Consider the following 20,184-nt stretch of genomic DNA (forward strand, 5'->3'; position numbering starts at 1 on the left):
GGTCCAACTCCACTCGGTTCAACGGAATTCGGAAGGCCGGGGCCACAGGGGGTGCCGCGCTGCTGGCACGGCGAGGCTAGGGGCGGCTGGTTAGCCACCGGTTACGCGCCACCGGAACCTCCTCCCGGCCCGCACGGTCGCGTCCCTCCGGCAGGGACAGGGCGAAGAGCCGGACCAGCGGGTGGAACAGGTAGCAGGGCCGGCCCCACGCGTCGGCGCCGCTGACGTCCAGCAGCGCGGCGTCCGCCATCGCCTCCAGCAGCAGCTCGGCGTCCTGCTCCGGCAGGTCCAGCAGCACCGCCGCCTCCAGCGCGGCGAACGGTTCGGGGCCGAGACCCGCCAGCGCGGGAAGCGCCCGGCGCGCCCTGGGCTCCAGCGCCCGCCACGACGGCAGCAGCGCGCCGTGCACATCAAGGTCCCCCGAGTGCAGTTCGCGCAGCCGGGTGGCGGGATCGGCCAGCCGCCGGGCGAGCCGGTCCGGCGCGAAGTGCGGTCGGGCGGCGATCCGGGTGCCCGCGATCCGCAGCGCCAGCGGCAGCCCGGCGCAGTGCTCGACGATGACGGCCGCCGCACCGGGGGCCGCGGCGATCCGGTCGGGGCCCGCGGCGGCGGCGAGCATCTCCAGCGCCGGGCCGTCCTCCAGCGGGTCCAGGGCCACGGTGTGCGCCCCGGCCACGGTGGGCAGGGCGGTGCGGCCGGTCACGAGGACGGCCGGTTCGGGGGTGTTGGGCAGCAGCGGGCCGAGCTGGGCGGAACTCTCCGCGTTGTCCAGCAGGATGAGCAGGCGTCTGCCTGCGGTCCGCTCCCGGTAGAGACGGACCAGCTCGTCGAGATCGTCGGCCGCCGCGGTGTCCACGGGCCGGCCGAGGGAACGCAGCAGGTGCAGCAGCACCTGGCCGGCGGGCCGCGGCGTGCCGCCCGGGGCGCGCAGGTCGGCGTACAACTGGCCGTCCGGGAAGTGCGGTGTGCAGCGGTGCGCCGCGTGCACGGCGAGCGCCGTCTTGCCGACCCCGGCCATGCCGGTCACCAGGACGCGGCGCGGGCGGCCGGGCGCGGCGGAGTCCGGGGCGAGTGCCCGGTGGAGCACGTCGAGTTCGCGCTCGCGGCCGGTGAAGTCGACGGTGTCCGGGGGAAGGGTCGCGGGGGCGCCCTGGGTCTCCTGGACGGACGTCTCCGGCGGGCGCCGCACGGCGCGCGCCCGGGTCCGCGGCTGCGGCAGGCGCACGAGCGAGCCGTCGAGCAGGGACTGGTAGGTGGCCTGCAGTTCCTCGCCGGGATCGACGCCGAGCTCCTCGGCCAGCACCTCGCGTCCGTGGTGGTACAGGTGGATCGCGTCGGCCTGCCGGCCGCTGCGGCACAGTGCGGTCATCAGCTGGCTGCGGAAGCGCTCGCGCAGCGGGAACTCGGCGACCAGGCCGGTGAGTTCGACGGTGATCTGCTCGTGCCGGCCGAGCGCCAGGTCCGCCGCGATCCGGTGCTCAAGCGTTGCCGCGCGGGCCTCGGCCAGGCAGGGGGCCTCGGAGTCGAAGAGATGCTCGGTGGTGTTCGCGAGCGGACGGCCGTTCCAGCGTGCCAGCGCGTCCCGCAGGAAATCGCCCGCCCTTTCGAAGTCTCCCTCGAGCAGAGCCTCCCGGCCTTTGCAATCACATTCCTCGAATTCTGTCAGGTCGAGACTGGAATTACCGATGGACATGACATAGCCGGGCGGCCTGCGGTCGATGAGCACGTCGTCACCGAGTATTTTCCGCAGCCGCGAAATGTAGGTGTACAGCTGCGCGTTCGCGGTGGCCGGCGGTGCCCACCCCCACAGCAGGCGGCTGAGCCGGTCGTCGGACACGACCTCGCCGCGGGCCAGCAGGAGAGCTGCCAGCACGGTGTGCAGCTTGGTGCCGGACAGCGGCGCCCTGCGTCCCTGGTCGCGCACCTCGACCGGCCCGAGAACTCGGAATTCCATGGGCACCCCCCGTTCGTGATCCATGTGACGAATCTACGGACGAAGATATGGGCTCCCGCTGTTCTCTCGTTATCGTCTTGATTTCACGGGACCCGGCGCTGAAAAACCGAAGGGACAGGCCAGGAAAAGGACGCGTCCCTACTGTCCGTCGCACCGCGGCAAGCGGCAATCACGGTCGACGGATGAGGCGGAATGGATATGCGAATCACTCGGACGGGAAAGCGGGCGACGATGGCCGGTCTGATCGTACTTGCGGGACTGATCGCGGGCTCCGGCGCGGCGGGACAGGGCGCCCCCGCGTACGCGGACACGGTGGCGGGCGACGACGACATGCCGTGGGGCGTCGTCGAACCGGCCGCGCCGCGTGCCGCCGGCGACGACGACATGCCCTGGGGCTGAATCCGGCGCCCGGATGAGGGCATGCTCCTGCGGGCGGGATCTGTGCCCGGGCGAGGGCAAGCCGGGAGCCGGGAGCCGATAGCTGGAGCTGGGAGCCCGAAGCTGGAGCCGCTAGCTGGAGTTGGAGCCGGCAGCCGTGCTGGATAACGGCATGCTCAAGAGGCCGGAGCCCGGCGCCCGGATGACGGCAAGCTCCTGAACCGGAACCGGAACCGGAACCGGAACCGGAACGGACCCGGGCCCGGTGACGGGGTGCCGTGGGGCCCCGGTGCGGGACGTGGGGAGTGCCGTCAGGCGACGGGCGCGGCCCGCGTCAGCCGGTCAGTGGGCGAGCGCGGCCTTCGGCCGCCCCCGCCGGTCAGTGGGCGAGCGCGGCCTTCGGCCGCCCCCGCAGGTCAGTCCGGCCCGTCCGACAGCAGGAGTTGCAGCGCCTGCGGTGTGACGGATCGTTCCGTCCCGGTGCCGGGTGGCGCGGCGTCCCCCTCGTACGCGCCCCGTACCCGCGTGAGCAGCCGCATCACCCGCGCCCGCCAGGGCTGCGCCCCCACTTCGCCGAGCGCCGCGTGCGCCCGCTCGAACCTCTCCGCCGCGGCCGCGTGGTGACCGCCGATCGCCTCGACACAGCCGAGATCGGTTTCCACCCGCGCGTAGAGAAAGCGGTCGGCCAGCTCCTCGGTGATCTCCAGGGCCTCGTTCAGCGTGCGCTCGGCGGCGGGGAGCATGCCCTGCGTCCACTGCGTCTCGCCCAGTCCGCGCAGTGCGTGGGCCTCCCCGACCCGGTCGCCCTCCCGGCGGGACAGCTGGAGGACCTCGTGGAAGGATTCGGCGGCCCGGTCCAGATCGCCCGCCCGCAGCCGGACTTCGGCCAGGCGGTAGATGCTCTGCGTCTCGGCGCGGACCGACCCGGTGCGCCGGCTGAGCGCCAGTGCCTCGACGGCCAGCGGCAGCGCCCGTTCCACCTCACCGCGGTCCAGCTCGATCTGGGCGAGGTAGCCCATCAGGTGGGCCTCGTTGCCGCTGTCCCCGACCTCGTGGAAGCCCTGGAGTGCCGCCCGGCAGTACTCCAGCGCCCGGTCCCAGTCGCCCTGGAAGCGGGCGCACATGGCCAGGTTCCGCTGGGCGAGCGCCGCTCCGGGTACGTCGTCGCTCTCCGCGAGCAGTCGCAGCGCGGCGAGGTTCCACCCCTCGGCCTGCTCGTAGCGCCGCTGGTAGATGGCGAGCGAGCCCAGCACCCGCAGCATGGTGGCCTCGCCCGTCCGGTCGCCGGTGCGCCGGGCCGACGACAGTGCGGCCTCGGCACAGCGCTGCCAGTCCTCCAGGTAGTTCCTGGTCTCGAAGTGCGGCACGGCGCTCTCGGTGAGCGCCCAGGCGTACCGCGCCCGGTCCGTCTCGGCCGCGTGCACCACGACGTCCGTGACGGTGGCGCGCTCGGAGTCGAACCATTCCAGCGGCGCGGCCAGCAGGTCGTCCGCCGTGCCCCGCAGGAAGGCCGGCCCGGGCTCCGGAGGATGGGTGACGGGGAACTCCCGCCCGTCCAGCCGCCGGTGGGCCTCCTCGGCGAGCCACAGCCAGGCGGCGAAAATCCGGTCCAGTGCCGCGTCGCACTCCGCATCCGTCTCGTCGGCCTCGGCGCGTTCACGGGCGAACAGCTGGAGCAGGTCCTGGAACCGGTAGCGGGCGGCACGGCCCGGCACCGGCTCGACCGACTCCAGCAACTGGGCGTCGACGAGCTGGTCGAGCAGCTGCTCGGCGTGCCAGACGTCGGTGCCCAGCGCCGCCGCGCCCACCCAGGCGGCGAAGTCCGCCGTACGCAGCAGTCCGAGCCTGCGGTACATCCGGGCGGCGTCCGGGGACAGATCTCGGTACGTCAGCCGGAAGCCGGCCCGCACTCCGCCCTCCGAGGGGCTCAGCTCGTCCAGGCGCCGCCGCTGATCGCTCAGCCGTTCCACCAGACCGCGCACGGTCAGGCTCGGCTTGGTGGCCAGCCGCGCCCCGGCGATCCGCAGTGCCAGCGGCAGGCAGTCGCAGAGCGCGCTCAGCTGCTCCAGCGCCACCGGGTCACTGCCGAAGCGGTCGGCACCGGCGATCCTGGTGAGCAAGGTGGTGGCCTCGGCCGGCGGCAGGACGCGCAGCCTGATCCGCAGGGCCGTGTAGTCGCCGGTCACATCGTCGAGGGCCTCGCGGCCGACCGCCAGTACGACACTGCGGCCCCCGCCCGGCAGCAGGGGTCTGAGCTGGTCGAAGGACCGCACGTTGTCGAGGACGATGAGCGCCTTGCGGGTGCTGAGCAGACTGCGGAACAGCGCCGCGCGCTCGTCCGGCTCCGCGGGGATCTGCGGGGCGGGCGTACCGAGGGCCCGCAGGAAGCGGTCCAGCACCACCGCCGGGGAGACCGGCGGGTTGTCCTCGTCGTAGCCGCGCAGGTCGGCGAAGAGCTGACCGTCGGGGAAGCGGTCGGCGGCCTGGCTCGCCCAGTGGACGGCCAGCGCGGTCTTGCCCACCCCGCCGACGCCGACGATCGTCGCCAGGGCGGGTGCGTGCGGCTGGTACGGCTCCTTCAACAGCCGGTCGAGCAGGGCCATTTCCTCCTGGCGGCCGGTGAATCTCATGACGTCCGCGGGGAGCTGGGCGGGCGTGGTCTGGAGGGTGACCGGGGCGGTGGGGGCGGCGGCGACCGGCCGGGTCAGCTCCGGCGAGTCGTGCAGGATCAGCTCGTGCAGCTGCTGGAGCGCGGGGCCGGGCTCGATGCCCAGCTCCTCGTTCATCAGGGAGCGGCCCTGCCGGAAGACCTCCAGGGCCTCGGCGCGCTGCCCCGAACGGTAGAGCGCCAGCATGAGATGCTCGCGCGACTGCTCGCGCAGCGGGTGCCGGGCGACCAGTTCGCCGAGTTCCCCGGTCAGCAGCCGGTGCCGTCCCAGCTCCAGCATCAGCCCGGCGCGCTCCTCGATCAGGTCGAGCCGCAGGTGTTCCAGCCGGGCCGCCTCCGCCTCGATGCGCTCCCCGGGCAGCTCGTCGAGGGCCGCGCCGCGCCACGTGCTGAGCGCCTCCTCCAGCAGGGCGCACGCCTCCTCGGCCCGGCCGTGCCGTGCGGCGTTCCGCCCGCGCTCGGCATCCTGGAGGAACTCCATGACGTCGATGCGGTGCGTGCCCCGGGCGAGGACGTAACCCGGGGGAGAGGTCAGCAGGATGTCGCTCCCCCCGGCCTCCTTGAACGTCTTGCGCAGCGTGGCCACACAGATCGCGATCTGGTTGCGTGCGGTCGCCGGAGGGGAGTCGGGCCACACGGCGTCGACGAGCGTGTCGACGGACACGATCCGGTCGGCGGAGAGCAGCAGCATCGCGAGAACGGTGGACTGCCGCCTGCCCTTGATGCGCACGGGTGCCCCGTCGGCCTGTACGAGCAGTGGCCCCAGCATTCTGAAGACGAACTGATTCACTGGTCCCCCCGGCCTGTGACCTTAAGGCAGGTCGGTAACGGTACAACAGGGAAGTGGCCCCGATCAGTGGGGAGTCGGCACGTGTCAGCGGGGCGGATGCCGCGGCGCGTGGGCCGGTCGAGGGTGGGGCCGCAGGCCGCGCGGCGGTTCGTCCGCGACCTCAGGACCGGGCCTGGGGGACAACGGCGCCGAGGGCGAGCGACAGCTCGCGCAACACCTCGGTGGTTCTGCCGAATTCCTTCTCGCCGCCCAGCTCCAGGCACAGCCGGCGGGCCAGTTCGGCGTGCCCGGCGTCGATCTCGCGCAGCACCGCCTGCCCCCGCTCCGTGGCCACCAGCAGTCGGGCGCGCCGGTGCGCGGGATTGGCGCGGTAGTCGGCGAGCTGCTGCGCCACCAGCAGGTCGGCGATGCGCTGCACGCTCTGCCGGGTGACGCCCAGCAGACGGGCGATGCCGGAGACCGGCTGCGGTGCGTCCTCGACCGCGCCGAGAACCTGCCACTGGGCGGCGCTCAGCCCGGCCGGAGCCGTCAACTGGTCGAGCAGGGCGCCGAATCTGCCGTTCAGATGGAAGACGGCCAGGGCGGAACGGCTGAACGCGTCGACGGAGTTCATGCCGTCGCGGATCTGCTCACCGGATGTCGCGACACGCACTACGGCCCCCTCCGCCGGCAGTCGACGTCCGCGGCCGGGAATGACCCCGGCCATGCGTTGCTGCACCGTACATGCGTGCGACATGGCTGTCCATGGAGGAGGGCCGGGCGCGGGGCCGGGTCCCACGGGGCACGAGCCGGGTCCCCGGCGCCGGCGTTCCGCGTCGGACCGGTGGTCGGGCCGCGCCGCACTCGACATGCCGGGGACGGCATGGCTACGGTTCCGGGGCGGCGGAGGTCCGTGGTGCTCGGGGGAGTGAAGTGACGGCTGTGAGTGGGCGGTTCCGCTGCCTGGTGTCCGCGTACGCCGTGTCCTGCTACGGCAACTACCTCAGCCTCATCGCCCTGAGCCTGTTCACCTACGAGGTGACGGGCAGCGCGTTCGGCATCGGCGCGCTCATGGCACTGCGGCTGTTCGCCGGCATGCTGGCCGGCGTCGCCGCCGGAGCGCTCGCCGCGAAGGCGGGCCGCCGGGCCCTGATGATCTCCGCGGACCTCGCCCAGGCCGGCGCCATGGCCGTTCTCGCGGCGACCGCGCCCAGCACCCCGGTGCCGCTGCTCGCCTGCGCCGTCGTGGTGCTCGGCGCGGGGAACACCCTGTTCACCGTCGGCCTGCGCAGCGCCGTGCCGGTGATGGTCGGTCAGGAGGAGCGCGTAAGGGCGAACGGCCTGCTCGTCACGGTGCGGTCCTTCGCCACCGTGCTCGGCTTCGCGTCCGCCGCGCCCGTCATCGGATACGGCGGCTACGCGGCCGCCTTCGCGATCAACGGCGCCAGCTTCCTCGTGTCCGCGGCGGCGCTGCTCGTGCTGCGGCCCCGCACCGACGCCGACGAGGCGGACGAGCCCGCGGAAGCCGCAGGCGCCCGCGCCGCCGAGCAGCGGCGCGGACTGCGGGGACTGCGCGGCCTGTCCGCCCTGCTGATCGGGATGATCCTCCTCAGAGGCGCCGACGCCCTGGCGTCGTCCTCGCACAACGTGGCCCTGCCGGTCGCCGCCGGCGGCGCGTCGCCGGACAACCCCGCCCTGTTCATGACGCAGTTCTGGGCCGCCTGGGCCGTCGGCACGCTGCTCGCCCACCAGGTGGTCAAGCGCCGGCTGCGCGGCGACAGGGTGGCGGGGGACCGCGCCTTCGCGATCGGCACCTGCGCCATGTCCCTGTTCTTCGTGCTGGCGTTCACCGGACTGCCCGCGCCCGCGCTGGTGATCGTCGCCCTGGGCGCGGGCCTGGCGGACGGCTGCACCGAAATCGTCTACACCTCCCGGCTGCAGGCCGTCCCCGACCGGCAGCGCAGCCGGCTGTTCGGCCTCTCGGCCACGGCCGAGACCTCGGGATTCACGCTCGGGACCGTCGCCGCCGCCGCGGCGCTCGAGGCCCTGCCCGCCCTCGCCGTGGTGGGGGCGTTCCACGGAACGGCCGTCATCGGGGCGCTGGCCCTGCTGATGTCCGCCGCACGGGGCGGTACGGCCCCACGGCGGTCACGATCCACACACGGTGCGACACGAGGAGGAGAGACCACGCATGGAGCGCGGACGGGGACAGGCGATCTGCCGGGGGCCTGAGGCGGAGTACACCGACGACGATCCGCGGGACGCGGTCCGGGCACTGCTGCGCGCCGCGGACCGCGCTCCCGAAGCGGCTGTCGTCACCGTCGCACAGGACGGCGCCACGACCAGGCAGACCTATCCCGAACTCCTCTCACGCGCCCGCCGACTGCTCACCGGCCTGCGCGGCAACGGCCTGCGCCCCGGTGACGCCCTCGTGCTGTGCGGACTCCCCCTCGACGAGTTCTTCCCCGCCTTCTGGGCCGCCGTGCTCGGCGGCGCCCGGCCCGTGGCCATCGCGGAACGCCCCGGTGAGGGGTCCGGGGCCCTCGAACGCCTGCGGCACACCTGCGATCTGCTGGACGGACCGCTCGTGCTCAGCGACGCCGCCGGAGCCGCGAGCCTCGCCCGGACAGCCCCCGGCCTGCGGGTCGCCGTCGCCGCCGACTGCCTGCGCCACGAGCCCGCGGACGACCACGAGGAACCCGCGGGGACGGACGTCGCCCTGCTGATGCTCTCGTCCGGCAGCACAGGCGTGCCCAAAGCCGCGCAGCTCACGCACGGCGGGCTCGCGGACTTCGCCGCGAGCAGCCGGCGGCTCCTCGGCGTGCATCCCGGCCACACGACCCTCAACTGGCTGCCCGTGGACCACAGCGGCGCCTTCCTGCTGTACCACGTGCTCGCGGTGTTCACCGGCTGCACCAACGTCCACGTCCCGACCGGACCGGTCGTCGCGGAGCCCCTGCGCTGGCTCGACCTCCTCGAGGAACACCGCGCCGAGCACAGCTGGGCACCCACGTTCGCCTACCAGTTGGTCGCCGACGCGCTCGCCGAACGGCCCGGCGGCAGCAGGCGTCTCGACCACCTGAGGACCCTGGTGTGCGGAGGCGAGCAGATCGCACTCCCGGTGCTCCGCCGCTTCCTGGCGGCGACGGCTCCGTACGGCATCCGGGACGAGCACATCGTGCCGGTGTGGGGGATGGCCGAGACGGTCACCGGCATCACGTACGGCAGGCTCGACCGGCCGGGAACGGTGCAGCGCATCCTCAGGAGCAGCCTCGGCGGTCCCCTGGTGGCGGCCGCGGAACACACGCCCGACGAGGAGTGCGTCACCTTCGTCGCGGTCGGCTCGCCCGCCCACGGGACCACGCTGCGCCTCGTGGACGACGCCGGGGAACCGGTCGCGGAGAACAGGATCGGCCGGCTCCAGGTGAGGTCGGAGGCCCGCGTCACGCCGGGCTACGTCCGCGACCCGGAGGCCGACGCCGCCGCCTTCCCCGCGGAGCCGGGCTGGCTCGACACCGGTGACCTCGCCTTCTTCGCGGAAGGCCAGGTGGTGATCACCGGCAGGCGCAAGGACCTGATCATCCTCAACGGCCACAACATCTCCTGCCACGAGGTCGAGGACGCCGCCACCGCCGTCACCGGCGTCCGTACGGGGGACGTGGCCGCGTGCGGAATCCCGGACCCGGACAGCGGTACCGAGACCCTGGCGGTGTTCTTCGTGAGCCGGGGCGGCCGCGAGGACGCGCGCATCGCGAGGGAGCTCAGGTCGGTGCTGTACGGCCGGCTCCGGCTGACCGCGTCCCACGTCCTGCCGGTCCCGCCGGCGGAGTTCCCGCGGACCCCCGCGGGCAAGGTGCGGCGAGGCGGCCTGCGCGACCGGCTGGCCACCGGCGGGTTCGCACCCCCCGCCCCCGCGGCCGTCCCGGCCCTGCGGCACACCGGGGAGGTGTCCTCGGCCGTCCAGGAGGAGATCACGGCAGTGCTCGGTCACCCGGTGCCCGCGCACGTCCCGTTCTACGAACTCGGCCTGGACTCGGTGAAGTTGGTGCGCCTGCGCGTCCGGCTGGAGGAGCGGTTCGGTACGGAGATCGCGCAGACCGCGCTCTTCGAACACCCCACGGCCGCCGAGCTCGCGGCCCACCTGGCCGCGGTTCCCGGGACGTTGTCGGGGACGCCGTCCGACGCCGTGCCGCAGGCAGCGGCGGACTCGAGTGCGGGTACGGGCGCGGGTGCGGATCCCGGCGCGGACGCCGGGACGGGTGAGCGTTCGGGTACGGACGCCGGAACGGGCACGGAACCCCACGCGGACGCGGGGACGGGTACGGAACCCCACGCGGACGCCGGGACGGGCGCGCGTGGCGACCACCGCATCGCCGTGATCGGCATGTCCGCACGCTTCCCCGGGGCGCGTTCGACAGCACAGTTCTGGGCGAATCTGCGCGATGGCGTGGACAGCGTCCGCCGCTTCACGCCGGACGACCTGGTGTCCGCCGGGCTCTCCGCCCAGGAGGCGGGGGCCGCCGACCGGGTCCCCGTCGCCGGAGTGCTCGACGGCGTCGAGGAGTTCGACGCGGAGTTCTTCGGCGTGAGCCCCAAGGAGGCGCGCCTCACGCACCCGGCCCACCGGCTGTTCCTCGAATGCTGCCACGAGGCACTGGAGGACGGCGGCTACGCGGCGACCGCACCCGGCACCCGCGTCGGCGTGTTCGCCGGCTCAGGGATGAACCTCTACGGCCACCAGCACCCGCCCACCGCCACCCGCGACGACGGCGATCCGGCCACCGGCATGCAGACGGCCATCGGACAGCAGCCGGACTTCCTCGCCTCCCGGGTCGCCTACCGGCTCGGTCTCACCGGCCCCGCCATCGGCGTCCAGACCGCGTGCTCGACGTCGCTCGTCGCCGTCCATCTCGCGGTCCAGGCGCTGCTGAGCGGCGACGCGGACCTGGCCCTCGCGGGCGCCGCGGCCGTGCACACCCCCCAGGAGACGGGCTACCGCAGCCACCCCGGCTCGATCCTGTCACCCACCGGACGCTGCCGTGCCTTCGACGCCGACGCCGACGGCACCGTGGGCGGCAACGGCGTGGCCGCCGTCCTCCTCAAGCGGCTCGACCGGGCCCTCGCCGACGGGGACACCGTGCACGCCGTGATCCTCGGCTCGGCGGTCAACAACGACGGGGCCGCGAAAGTCGGGTTCAGCGCCCCCGGCGTCGCGGGCCAGGTCGAGGTCGTACGGCAGGCGCTGCGCCGGGCGGCGGTCCCCGCGGACACCGTCTCGTACGTCGAGGCGCACGGCACGGGCACACGGCTGGGCGACCCGGTGGAGTTCGAGGCACTCGCCCGGGCCCTCGGCGAGGACACCGACCGGACGGGCTTCTGCACCGTGGGCTCGGTGAAGCCGGCCGTCGGACACCTCGACAGCTGCGCCGGCATGGCCGGCCTGATCAAGACCGTGCTGATGCTCGAACACCGCACGCTGGTCGCGACGCTGCACCTGGACCGGCCCAACCCCGAACTGCGCCTGGCCGACGGCCCCTTGGTCCTCGGCACGGAGACCGTCCCCTGGCGGACGCCGGACGGAGTACCGCGCAGGGCGGGCGTCAGCGCGCTCGGCGTGGGCGGCACCAACGCCCATGTGATCCTCGAAGAGGCACCCGAGCGCTCCGCTCCCGCCGACCCCGGCCCCTCGGACGAGCCCGTCCTCGTACCGCTGTCCGCGCGCGATCCCCAGGCGCTGGCCGAGTCCGCCACCCGGCTGCGCGAGCATCTGCTCGCCCACCCCCGCCTCGCGGCCGCCGACGTGGCTGCGACGCTGGCGCTGGGCCGGCCGCACCGCGCGGCACGCACGGCCGTCGTCGGCCGGACGGCTCACGGGCTCGCCCGCGCGCTGGAACGCCCGCCCGCCCAGGAGGCCCCTCTCGGGCCCGTCGCCTTCGCCTACAGCGGGCAGGGCAGCGCCCGGCGCGGCATGGCCCGCGGCATCTGGGACGCGTACCCGGAGGCCCGCCGCGTGCTCGGACGCTGCGAGCGCGTGTACGGCGACGAGTTCGGCGGCAGTCTGCTGCACCTGCTCCTCGACGAGGACCCGGCCGCAGACGGCATCTGGCCCACCGACACGGCCCAACCCGCCCTGTTCGCCCACCACATGGCGCTCACCGAGTTGTGGCGCGCCTTCGGCGTGCGCTCCGCCCTGCTGCTCGGGCACAGCGTCGGCGAGTACGCGGCCCTGTGCGCGGGCGGCGCCCTGTCCCTGGAGGACGGCCTGCGGCTCACCGCATGGCGAGGCAGGCTGATGCAGGAGACCGCCGCACCGGGCGGCATGCTCGCCGTGCGTGCCGACGCGGCGACCGCCGAACGGATCGCCCGCGCCGCGGGTGCCGAACCGGCCGCCTTCAACGGGCCCCGGTCCCAGGTGATATCCGGGTCGGAGCGGGCCCTGGAGGAGGCGGCCTGCCTCCTCGCCGCGGAGGACATACGGTCGCGGGCGCTTCCGGTCGACCGGGCGTTCCACTCGGCCGCGCTCGACGAGGCGCTCCGCCACTTCCGCGTGTACGCCGAGAAGACGGCGTATGCGCCGCTGCACACCCCGCTCGCGTCGGGACTCGACGGCGAGCTGCGCCCCGAGGGCTGGACCGTCGACGCCGAATACCTCTGCCGCCAGGCACGCCTGCCGGTCCGGTTCGACCGGGCGGTGGCCGCCGCGTCGGGCCGGGGGTGCGCGGACTTCCTGGAGATCGGGGCGGGCAGCACACTCGCCGGCCTGGGCAGGCACTGTGCACCGGAGAGCCGCTGGTACGCCGGCCAGGGCCAGGGTGCCGAGCAGGTGACCGGCATGACGGAGACGCTCGGGGAGCTGTACCGCGCGGGGGCCGCACTCGAGTGGGGGGCCGTCACCAGGAGCGGGGGCAGGATCCCCCTGCCCGGCCATCCGCTGCGGCGCCGCACGGTCGCCGCCGTGGCCGCGCGGGCGGTAGCCGCTCCGGCCGCCACCGTCGCCGCCCCTGCCGGGCCGGCCGTCGTGGCCGAACCGGCACCTGTACCCGCACCCGCACCCGCACCCGTACCCGCGCAGCCGGAACAGGGCCCCGTACCCTCGGACGAACTGCTCGACGACATCAGGCGGTTGACGGCGCAGAAGCTGGGGGCCGAGGTGTCCGACACCTCACCCGACACCTCGTTCTTCGCCCTGGGCGCGGACTCGCTCGCCCTGATGGGCATGGTGGCGGAGCTGGAGAGCCGTCACGGGGTACGGGTCCGGGTCCGCGACCTGTTCTCGGACGCGGACACGCCGCGGAAGCTCGCGGCCCACGTGGCGGGCCTGCGGGGCGGCGTGGCCGCCGCCGCGCCCCCCGTGCAGCCTGCGACGGCGGCCGTACCGCCTGCGAGCGAGCCCGCCGCCCGGCCCGCACTCACCTCCGCCGCGCCCGCCGCGCACCCCGCCGCCGAGCCCGCTCCCGTCCCGGCCGCCGACGAGAGCCTGCACCAGCTGTTCACGCAGCAGATCCGGCTCGCCGAGAACCTGGTGGAGCAGGTGACCGGGCTGCTCACCCGCCAACTGGACGCCCTCCCCAGCGCCCGACCGGCGCAACCCGCCCCGCCACCGCAACCCGCACCGCCCGCCGCGGCGCGACCGCAGCCCGTGCGGCCGCAAGCACAACCACGAACGCAACCGCAATCGCAACCACAAACGGCGCGGGCGTCCTCCGACGCGGCGCACTGCGATCTCAGCCTGTACTTCTTCGGCGACTACCCGCAGGAGGCCGACGGCGACAAGTACGCGCTGATCATGGAAGCGGCCGAGTTCGCCGACCGGCACGGCTTCCATGCCCTGTGGTTCCCCGAACGGCACTTCAACTCGTTCGGCGCGCTGTTCCCCAACCCCTCGGTGCTCGCCGCCGCCCTGGCGGCCCGGACCGAACGGATCCGGCTGCACGCGGGATCCGTGGTCCTGCCGCTGCACCACCCGGTCCGGGTCGCCGAGGAGTGGTCGGTGGTCGACAACCTCTCGGGCGGCCGCGCGGGCCTGTGCTTCGCGAGCGGCTGGCACGCCACGGACTTCGCCCTGGCCCCGGAGAACTACGGCCGGCACCGCGACGTGATGTACGAGCGGCTGGAGGACGTCCGCCGACTGTGGTCGGGGCAGCCGCTCCCGGTGACCGCAGGGGACGGCACGGCGACCGAGGTCCGGCTGCATCCGCGGCCCCTCCAGGCCCAGCCGCCGCTGTACGTCGCCGTGGTCGGCAACCCGGACAGCTACCGGCAGGCCGCAGCCCGCGACCTCGGCGTGGTCACCAACCTGATGGCGCAGACGGTCGAGCAGCTCGCGGAGAACATCGCCCTGTACCGCCGCACCCGTGCCGAGCACGGGCTCGACCCGGAAGCGGGCCGGGTGGTGGTCCTCGTGCACACGTACCTGGCCGACGACGCCGAACGGGCGCGTGCCGAGGCGTACGGGCCGTTCGTGTCGTACCTGCGTTCCTCGCTGTCACTCTTCGACCAGGTCACCAACAGCCTCGGTTTCGAGGTCGACCTGGAGAACACCTCCGAGGACGACGTGGAGTTCCTGCTCGGCCGCGCCTACGAGCGGTACTGCGACTCCCGCGCCCTGATCGGTGACGAGGACACCGCGGCCGCGACGGTACGCCGCCTCGTGGACGCCGGTGCCGACGAGATCGCCTGCTTCGTCGACTTCGGTGTCCCGGCGGAGCGGGTGCTGGCCGCGCTGCCCGCCCTCGACCGGCTCCGGCAACGGCAGCACAAGGCTGCCGGCGGCACCGGGATCGTACCGACAGGTGGGCGTACGGGCCCCACGGCCGACAGGGGCCGCGAAGGGCGGCGGTCACCGCTGTCGCCGGCCCAGCGCCGCATCTGGTTCCTCGAACAGCTGCACCCGGGGACGCGCATGTACCACGAGCCCAAGGCCGTCCGGCTGGAGGGACCGCTGAACACCGAGGCGCTGCGGTGGGCGCTCCAGCAGGTGTGCGACCGCCACCCCGCGCTGCGCACCGTGTTCCGGGAAGCCGGCGGCACGCCCTACCGGGAGGTCCTCCCGCACGTGCGGCTCGATTGCCCGGTGGCCGACCACACCGGGGACACCGAGGAGGCCGCGCTGCGGGCCGCCCTCGAGACCGAGGGGCGCCGGACATTCGACCTGAGCGACGGACCTCTGGTCTCGGCGCGCCTGCTGCGTCTCGCGGACGACCGGCATCTGCTGTTCCTCCTCGCCCATCACATCGTCTTCGACTCGTCCTCCACCACCGTGCTCACCCGCGACCTCGCCGCCTTCTACCGGGCCTGGCCGCACCGGGACGACGCCGCTCCCGTGCTGCCGCCCCTGACCGCCCTGCCCGCCGATCCGCCGGACCGCGCTCGGACCGCCGAGGCCCTGGCCCACTGGCGGCGCGAGCTGAGCGGGGCCCCGGAGCTCGCCCTGCCCACCGACCGGCCCCGGCCCCCGGTCAGGTCGGGCGAGGGAGCGAGCCTCACCTATGAGTTCGACGCCGAACTCACCAGTCGGCTCCGGCAGTTGGCGGCCGGTCACCGCGCCACTCTGTTCATGGTGCTGACGAGCGCGATCGGTGCCGTGCTCGGCCGCTTCAGCGGACAGCAGGACGTCGTGATCGGCACCGCCGTCGCCGCGCGGCCCGCCGAGGCCGCAGACCACATCGGTCTGTTCCTCGACACCGTGCCGCTGCGCCTCGACCTGTCCGGCGACCCCGGCTTCGGCGAACTGCTGCGCCGGGTACGGGAGAGCAGCACCGCGGCGTTCGAACACCGCGACGTCCCCTTCGACGAACTCGTCGGCGCGCTCAACCCGCACCGCGACGCCGGCCGCAACCCCCTCTTCCAGGTGCTGGTGGAGTACGAGAACGCGGGCGAGGCGGAGTTCGACCCGCCCAGGGTGACCGCCACCCTGCTCGACCTGCCCAGCGCCCGTGCGCCGTTCGACCTCACCGTCTATCTGACGCACCACCGCGAGGGCGTGCGGTGCGCGGTCGAGTACGACACCGCCCTCTTCGACGCGTCCACGGTGAGGAGACTGCTCGCCCACGTGGAGAGCGTGCTGCGCCGGGCGCTGGAGACGACGGCCGCAGCGCTGTCCGAACTGACGGCGCCCACCGACGCCGACCGCGCTGCCCTGTCCCGCCTGGGCCGTCTGGACGAGGCCCTGCCGGGGTATGCCGACACGCTGAGCGGGCTGTTCGAGGCCCAGGCGCGACGGACCCCGGACGCGGTCGCCCTTGTCCACGGCGAGGAGCGGGTCGGCTACGCGGAGCTGGACCGGCGGGCGAACCGCCTGGCCCGGCGGCTGCGGGCCGGGGGAGCGGGACGCGGAGAGCGGGTGGCGGTGCTGCTGCCCCGCGGCCCCGAGCTGATCACGGCCCTTCTCGGGGTGCTCAAGAGCGGCGCCGCGTACCTTCCCCTCGACGTCTCCCTGCCCACGGCCCGGCTGGAGCTGCTCCTCGCCGACGGCGACCCGGCTCTGCTGCTCACCACGGCCGCGCTGCTCGACCGGCATCCGGCCCTGGCGGCCCGGCCCGTGCACCTCGTGGACGGACCGGCGGCAGGCGGGGACGAGGACGACGTCCCGGGCGGCACGGACCTCGGCCCGCACGACGGGCCGCGGCCGGAGGACCCCGCGTACTGCATCTACACCTCCGGCTCCACCGGCCGCCCGAAGGGCGTCGTCGTACCGCACCGCGGCCCGGCCGGACTGGTGCGCGGCCACCTGGAACAGCACCCCCCGCTGCGCACCCTCCAGTGGACCTCGCCCGCCTTCGACGTCAGCGTGCAGGAGATCTTCACGACCCTGGCGGCCGGCGCGGAGCTCGTCCTCGTCGACGACGACGTACGGCTCGACCCGGCCGCGGTCGCCGCGGCGGTGCGCCGCCACGCGGTCGAGCGCCTCTTCATGCCCTGCACCCCGCTCCGGTACCTCATGGAGACCGGACCCGAACTGCCCACCCTGCGCGAGCTGTTCTCGGCCGGTGAGGCACTCGAACTCACCGCGGCCTTCCGCCGGTTCCTCGCCGCACACCCGCGCTGTGCGCTGTACAACCAGTACGGGCCCACCGAGACCTCGATCATCGTCACCTCGCACCGGGTCGACCCGGCCGCCGACGAACGCCCGCCCATCGGCACCCCGGTCCGGGGCGCGGCCATCCGGCTCCTCGACGCGGAGGGCCGCCCGGTGCCGCTGGGCGCGGTCGGCGAGATCCATGTGTCCGGGACGCCGGTCGCGTACGGGTATCACGCACGCCCCGAGGAGACGGCCGCCGCCTTCGTCACCGACGACACGGGCGCGACCCTGTACCGGACCGGCGATCTCGCCCGCTGGCGCTCCGACGGCACCCTCGCCTACCTCGGCCGCGCCGACGACCAGGTCAAGATCCGGGGCCACCGGGTCGAACCGGCCGAGGTCCAGGTCGTGCTGAACGCCCGCGCGGACGTCGTCGAGGCGGCCGTCGTCGCCCGCCGCGACCGGGCCGGAGAGGCCGAACTCGTCGCCTACGTGGTCCCCGTGGAACCGGACGCCGACGTCGGCCGGCTGCGCGCCACCCTGGCCGCCGCCCTCCCCGATCACCTGGTGCCACGCCACTGGGTCCGTATGGACCGGCTGCCCGTCAACGCCTCCGGGAAGCTGGACCGGGAGCGGCTGCCCGCCCCGGACGGGGGAACGGCCCCGGCGGGCGCCGAGCCCGCCACCCCGCTGGAGAAGGAGCTGCACGAGCTGTGGTGCGGCGAACTCGGCCTGCCGCACGCGTCCGTGACCCGGTCCTTCTTCGAACTCGGCGGGCACTCCCTGAGCGCGATCCGGCTGCTGAACCGGATGTCGGCGCTGCTCGGTGCCGAACTCGGCATGGCCGACTTCTTCCGCGCCCCCACCATCCGGGGGGTCGCGTCACGGTTCGAGGAAGGCGAGTTGCCCGCGCCCGGGGCCGGAGCGGAAGCCCCCGGGGCCGTCGCCGCCCTCGTGCCCATGACGTCCACCCTGCGCCGGCTGTGGCGGCGTCACCACGAGCGCACCGATCCCAGCGTCTACAACGTCGCCCACCGCATCGACCTCGAGGGGCCCCTCGATCCGGACGCCCTGACGCGTGCGCTGCGGGACCTGGTGGAACGACACGAGGCGCTGCGCAGCAGGGGCGTGCAGCGCGACGGCGACCTCTTCGTCGAGGTGCTCGCCGAGGTGCCCGTGGACGTCGAGGTCACCGACCTGACCGCGTACGCCGGCGACACCGCCCGCGTCGAGCGCTGGTGCCTGGACCACGCCTGCGAGCCGTTCGCGCTGGATGCCGCCCCGCTGTTCCGCTTCCGGCTCGGCAGGCTCGGCCCGGACCGCTGGGTGCTGGTGGCCGTACTGCACCACGCCGTCTGCGACGGCTGGTCGATGGGCATCGTCTGGAACGACCTGCGGGAGCTGTACAACGCCCACAGCGAGGGCTCGGCCCCCGCATTGGTGCCGCCGCCCGCGCAGTTCACGGACGTCGCCCGGGCGGAGCACCGGCTCACCGACGCGCGCCGGGAGGAACTGGAGCGCTTCTGGCGCACCGAGCTCGCGGGCGTGCCCCTGAAGCCCGGCCTGCCCTGCGACCGCCCCCGGCCGGACGCGCCGTCAGGCCGCGGCGCCCTGCACACCTGGGTCATCGAGGGCGCCGCGCCGGGCCGGGCGGCCCGGGCCGCAGAACAGCTGGGCGTCACCCCGTACGCGGTCCTCGCGGCGGCGTTCGCGACCTGGACGGCCCGGCTGTGCGGGCGCACCGACGATGTCGTCCTCGCGGCCTCCAGCGCCAACCGTGCCCGGCCGGAGCGGGAGGGCGTGGTCGGGCTGCTGGGTGATGCGGTGCTGCTGCGTGCCCGCCTGTCGCAGGCTCCGGTGTTCGCCGACCTGGTGACCCGGCTCGGCTCGACGCTGTTCAGCGCACTCGACCACCAGGACCTGCCGCTCACCGAGGTCGTACGGCTCGTCTCGCCCGAGACGGCCGACGGGCTGTTCCCCACCGTGCTGTTCACCGTGGTCACGACACCGCCACCGGCACTGGACCTGCGGGGGGTGTCCGCCACGGTCCGCGGCCTGCCCACCCGGGCCGTCGCCCGCAACGAGCTGTACGCCGTCCTCGTCCCCCGCGGCGACGCGATCGACGTCACCTTCGAGTACGCCACCGACCTGTTCGACGCGGCCACGGTCCAGGCCTGGGCCGAGGACTTCACCGCACTGTTCGACAAGGTCACGGCGGAGCCGTCGACGCCGGTCGCCGAGCTGCTGAGCCCGGCCGCGGGAGCGGAGGGCAGCGGGGTGAACGAGCCGCCCTCCACCGCCTGATCATCTCTGTGCCGGCACCCCGATGCGCGCCTACACTGAGCGCATCGGGGTGCTTGCGAGAGACCGGACCGGACCGTGGGGCATCAGCGGTTGTTCGTGGCGGCACTCGCCCTGCTCCTCGCGGCCCTGCCGGCGGCCGGCAGCGCGGCCGCGGACACCGCACAGGGCGAGGAGGTCCCGCACGGCCCCGGATTCGGTGCCCGGGCCCTTCAGGCGCTGATCGACGGCATCCAGTTCGGCGTGATCATCGCGATCACCGCGGTCGGGCTGTCGCTGATCTTCGGGACCATCCACCTGATCAACTTCGCGCACGGCGAGCTCGTCACCATCGGCGCCGCGTCCGCCTTCTTCCTCAACGTCTCCCCGGCGGGCCCCGGCTGGCACCTGGTCCCCGCCGCCTTCGCCGCCGTGGCCTTCGGCGCCCTGCTGGGCGCGGCGATCGACCGCGGCCTCTGGCGTCCGCTGCGGGCCCGCGGCACCGGGCTGATCAACATGTTCATCGTCACGATCGGCCTGTCCCTGCTGCTGCGGCACATCGTGCTCGTGCTCTACGGGGCCCGCCCCGGCTCCTACGCCCAGTACGACATCCAGCAGACGATCGACCTGGGCCCGGCCGGCATCACCCCCCGGGACCTCACCGTCACCCTGCTCTCCCTGCTGACGCTGCTCGGCGTCGCGGCACTGCTGCAACGGACCCGGATCGGCACCGCGATCCGCGCGGTCTCCGGCAACCGCGACCTCGCCGAGGCCTCCGGCATCGACGTGCAGCGGGTCGTGCTCGTCGTCTGGATGCTCGGCGGCGCGCTCGCCGCCCTCGGCGGGGTCTTCTTCGGACTGGTCGAGGTCGTCACCTGGGACATGGGGTTCAAGCTGCTGCTGCTCATGTTCGCCGGAGTGATCCTCGGCGGTCTCGGCAACGCGTACGGCGCGATGGCCGGCAGCCTCGTCATCGGCGTCGTCGCCCAGATGTCCACCCTGTGGTTCCCGGTCGACCTGCAGTACGCATGGGCCCTGCTGGCCCTGATCGTCGTGCTGCTGGTGCGGCCGCAGGGGATCCTCGGCCGGGCCGAACGCATCGGGTGAGGAGCGCG

Annotated in this window: 7 protein-coding genes; 4 read left to right on the forward strand and 3 right to left on the reverse strand. The window is 74.1% G+C overall.

All coding sequences use genetic code 11. The annotated features are described in order from the left end of the window. Positions 1-76 precede the first annotated feature (76 nt). A complete protein-coding gene (locus ACF08N_RS04200; RefSeq protein ID WP_392323037.1) occupies positions 77-1,978 on the reverse strand; it encodes a BTAD domain-containing putative transcriptional regulator in 1,902 nt (633 codons plus the stop codon). A gap of 207 nt (positions 1,979-2,185) precedes the next feature. Between ACF08N_RS04200 and ACF08N_RS04205 the strand changes: the two genes are divergently transcribed. After that, on the forward strand, positions 2,186-2,353 hold the full coding sequence (locus tag ACF08N_RS04205) for a hypothetical protein (RefSeq protein ID WP_392323038.1): 168 nt from the start codon (positions 2,186-2,188) through the stop codon (positions 2,351-2,353). A 395-nt stretch (positions 2,354-2,748) separates the two neighbouring features. Here the strand turns inward: ACF08N_RS04205 and ACF08N_RS04210 are convergent, their stop codons facing one another. Then, positions 2,749-5,769, reverse strand: a complete 3,021-nt coding sequence (locus ACF08N_RS04210) for a BTAD domain-containing putative transcriptional regulator (RefSeq protein ID WP_392323039.1) — start codon at positions 5,767-5,769, stop codon at positions 2,749-2,751. A gap of 181 nt (positions 5,770-5,950) precedes the next feature. Next, entirely contained in the window at positions 5,951-6,442 is a 492-nt protein-coding gene (locus ACF08N_RS04215) for a MarR family winged helix-turn-helix transcriptional regulator (protein ID WP_392323040.1), read from the reverse strand. A gap of 260 nt (positions 6,443-6,702) precedes the next feature. Between ACF08N_RS04215 and ACF08N_RS04220 the strand changes: the two genes are divergently transcribed. From ACF08N_RS04220 to ACF08N_RS04230, 3 genes are all read left to right on the forward strand, one after another. Continuing rightward, on the forward strand, positions 6,703-8,001 hold the full coding sequence (locus tag ACF08N_RS04220; RefSeq protein WP_392323041.1) for an MFS transporter: 1,299 nt from the start codon (positions 6,703-6,705) through the stop codon (positions 7,999-8,001). Continuing rightward, a complete protein-coding gene (locus ACF08N_RS04225) occupies positions 7,961-19,093 on the forward strand; it encodes an amino acid adenylation domain-containing protein (RefSeq protein WP_392323042.1) in 11,133 nt (3,710 codons plus the stop codon). Before ACF08N_RS04220 ends, ACF08N_RS04225 begins: the two co-directional genes overlap by 41 nt. A 75-nt stretch (positions 19,094-19,168) precedes the next feature. Continuing rightward, the gene (locus tag ACF08N_RS04230) at positions 19,169-20,176 is read left to right on the forward strand and encodes a branched-chain amino acid ABC transporter permease (protein ID WP_392323043.1); all 1,008 of its coding nucleotides are present in this window, start codon (positions 19,169-19,171) and stop codon (positions 20,174-20,176) included. The last annotated feature ends 8 nt before the right edge of the window (positions 20,177-20,184 follow it).

The organism is Streptomyces sp. NPDC015127, from assembly GCF_043080095.1.
Lineage (GTDB): Bacteria > Actinomycetota > Actinomycetes > Streptomycetales > Streptomycetaceae > Streptomyces.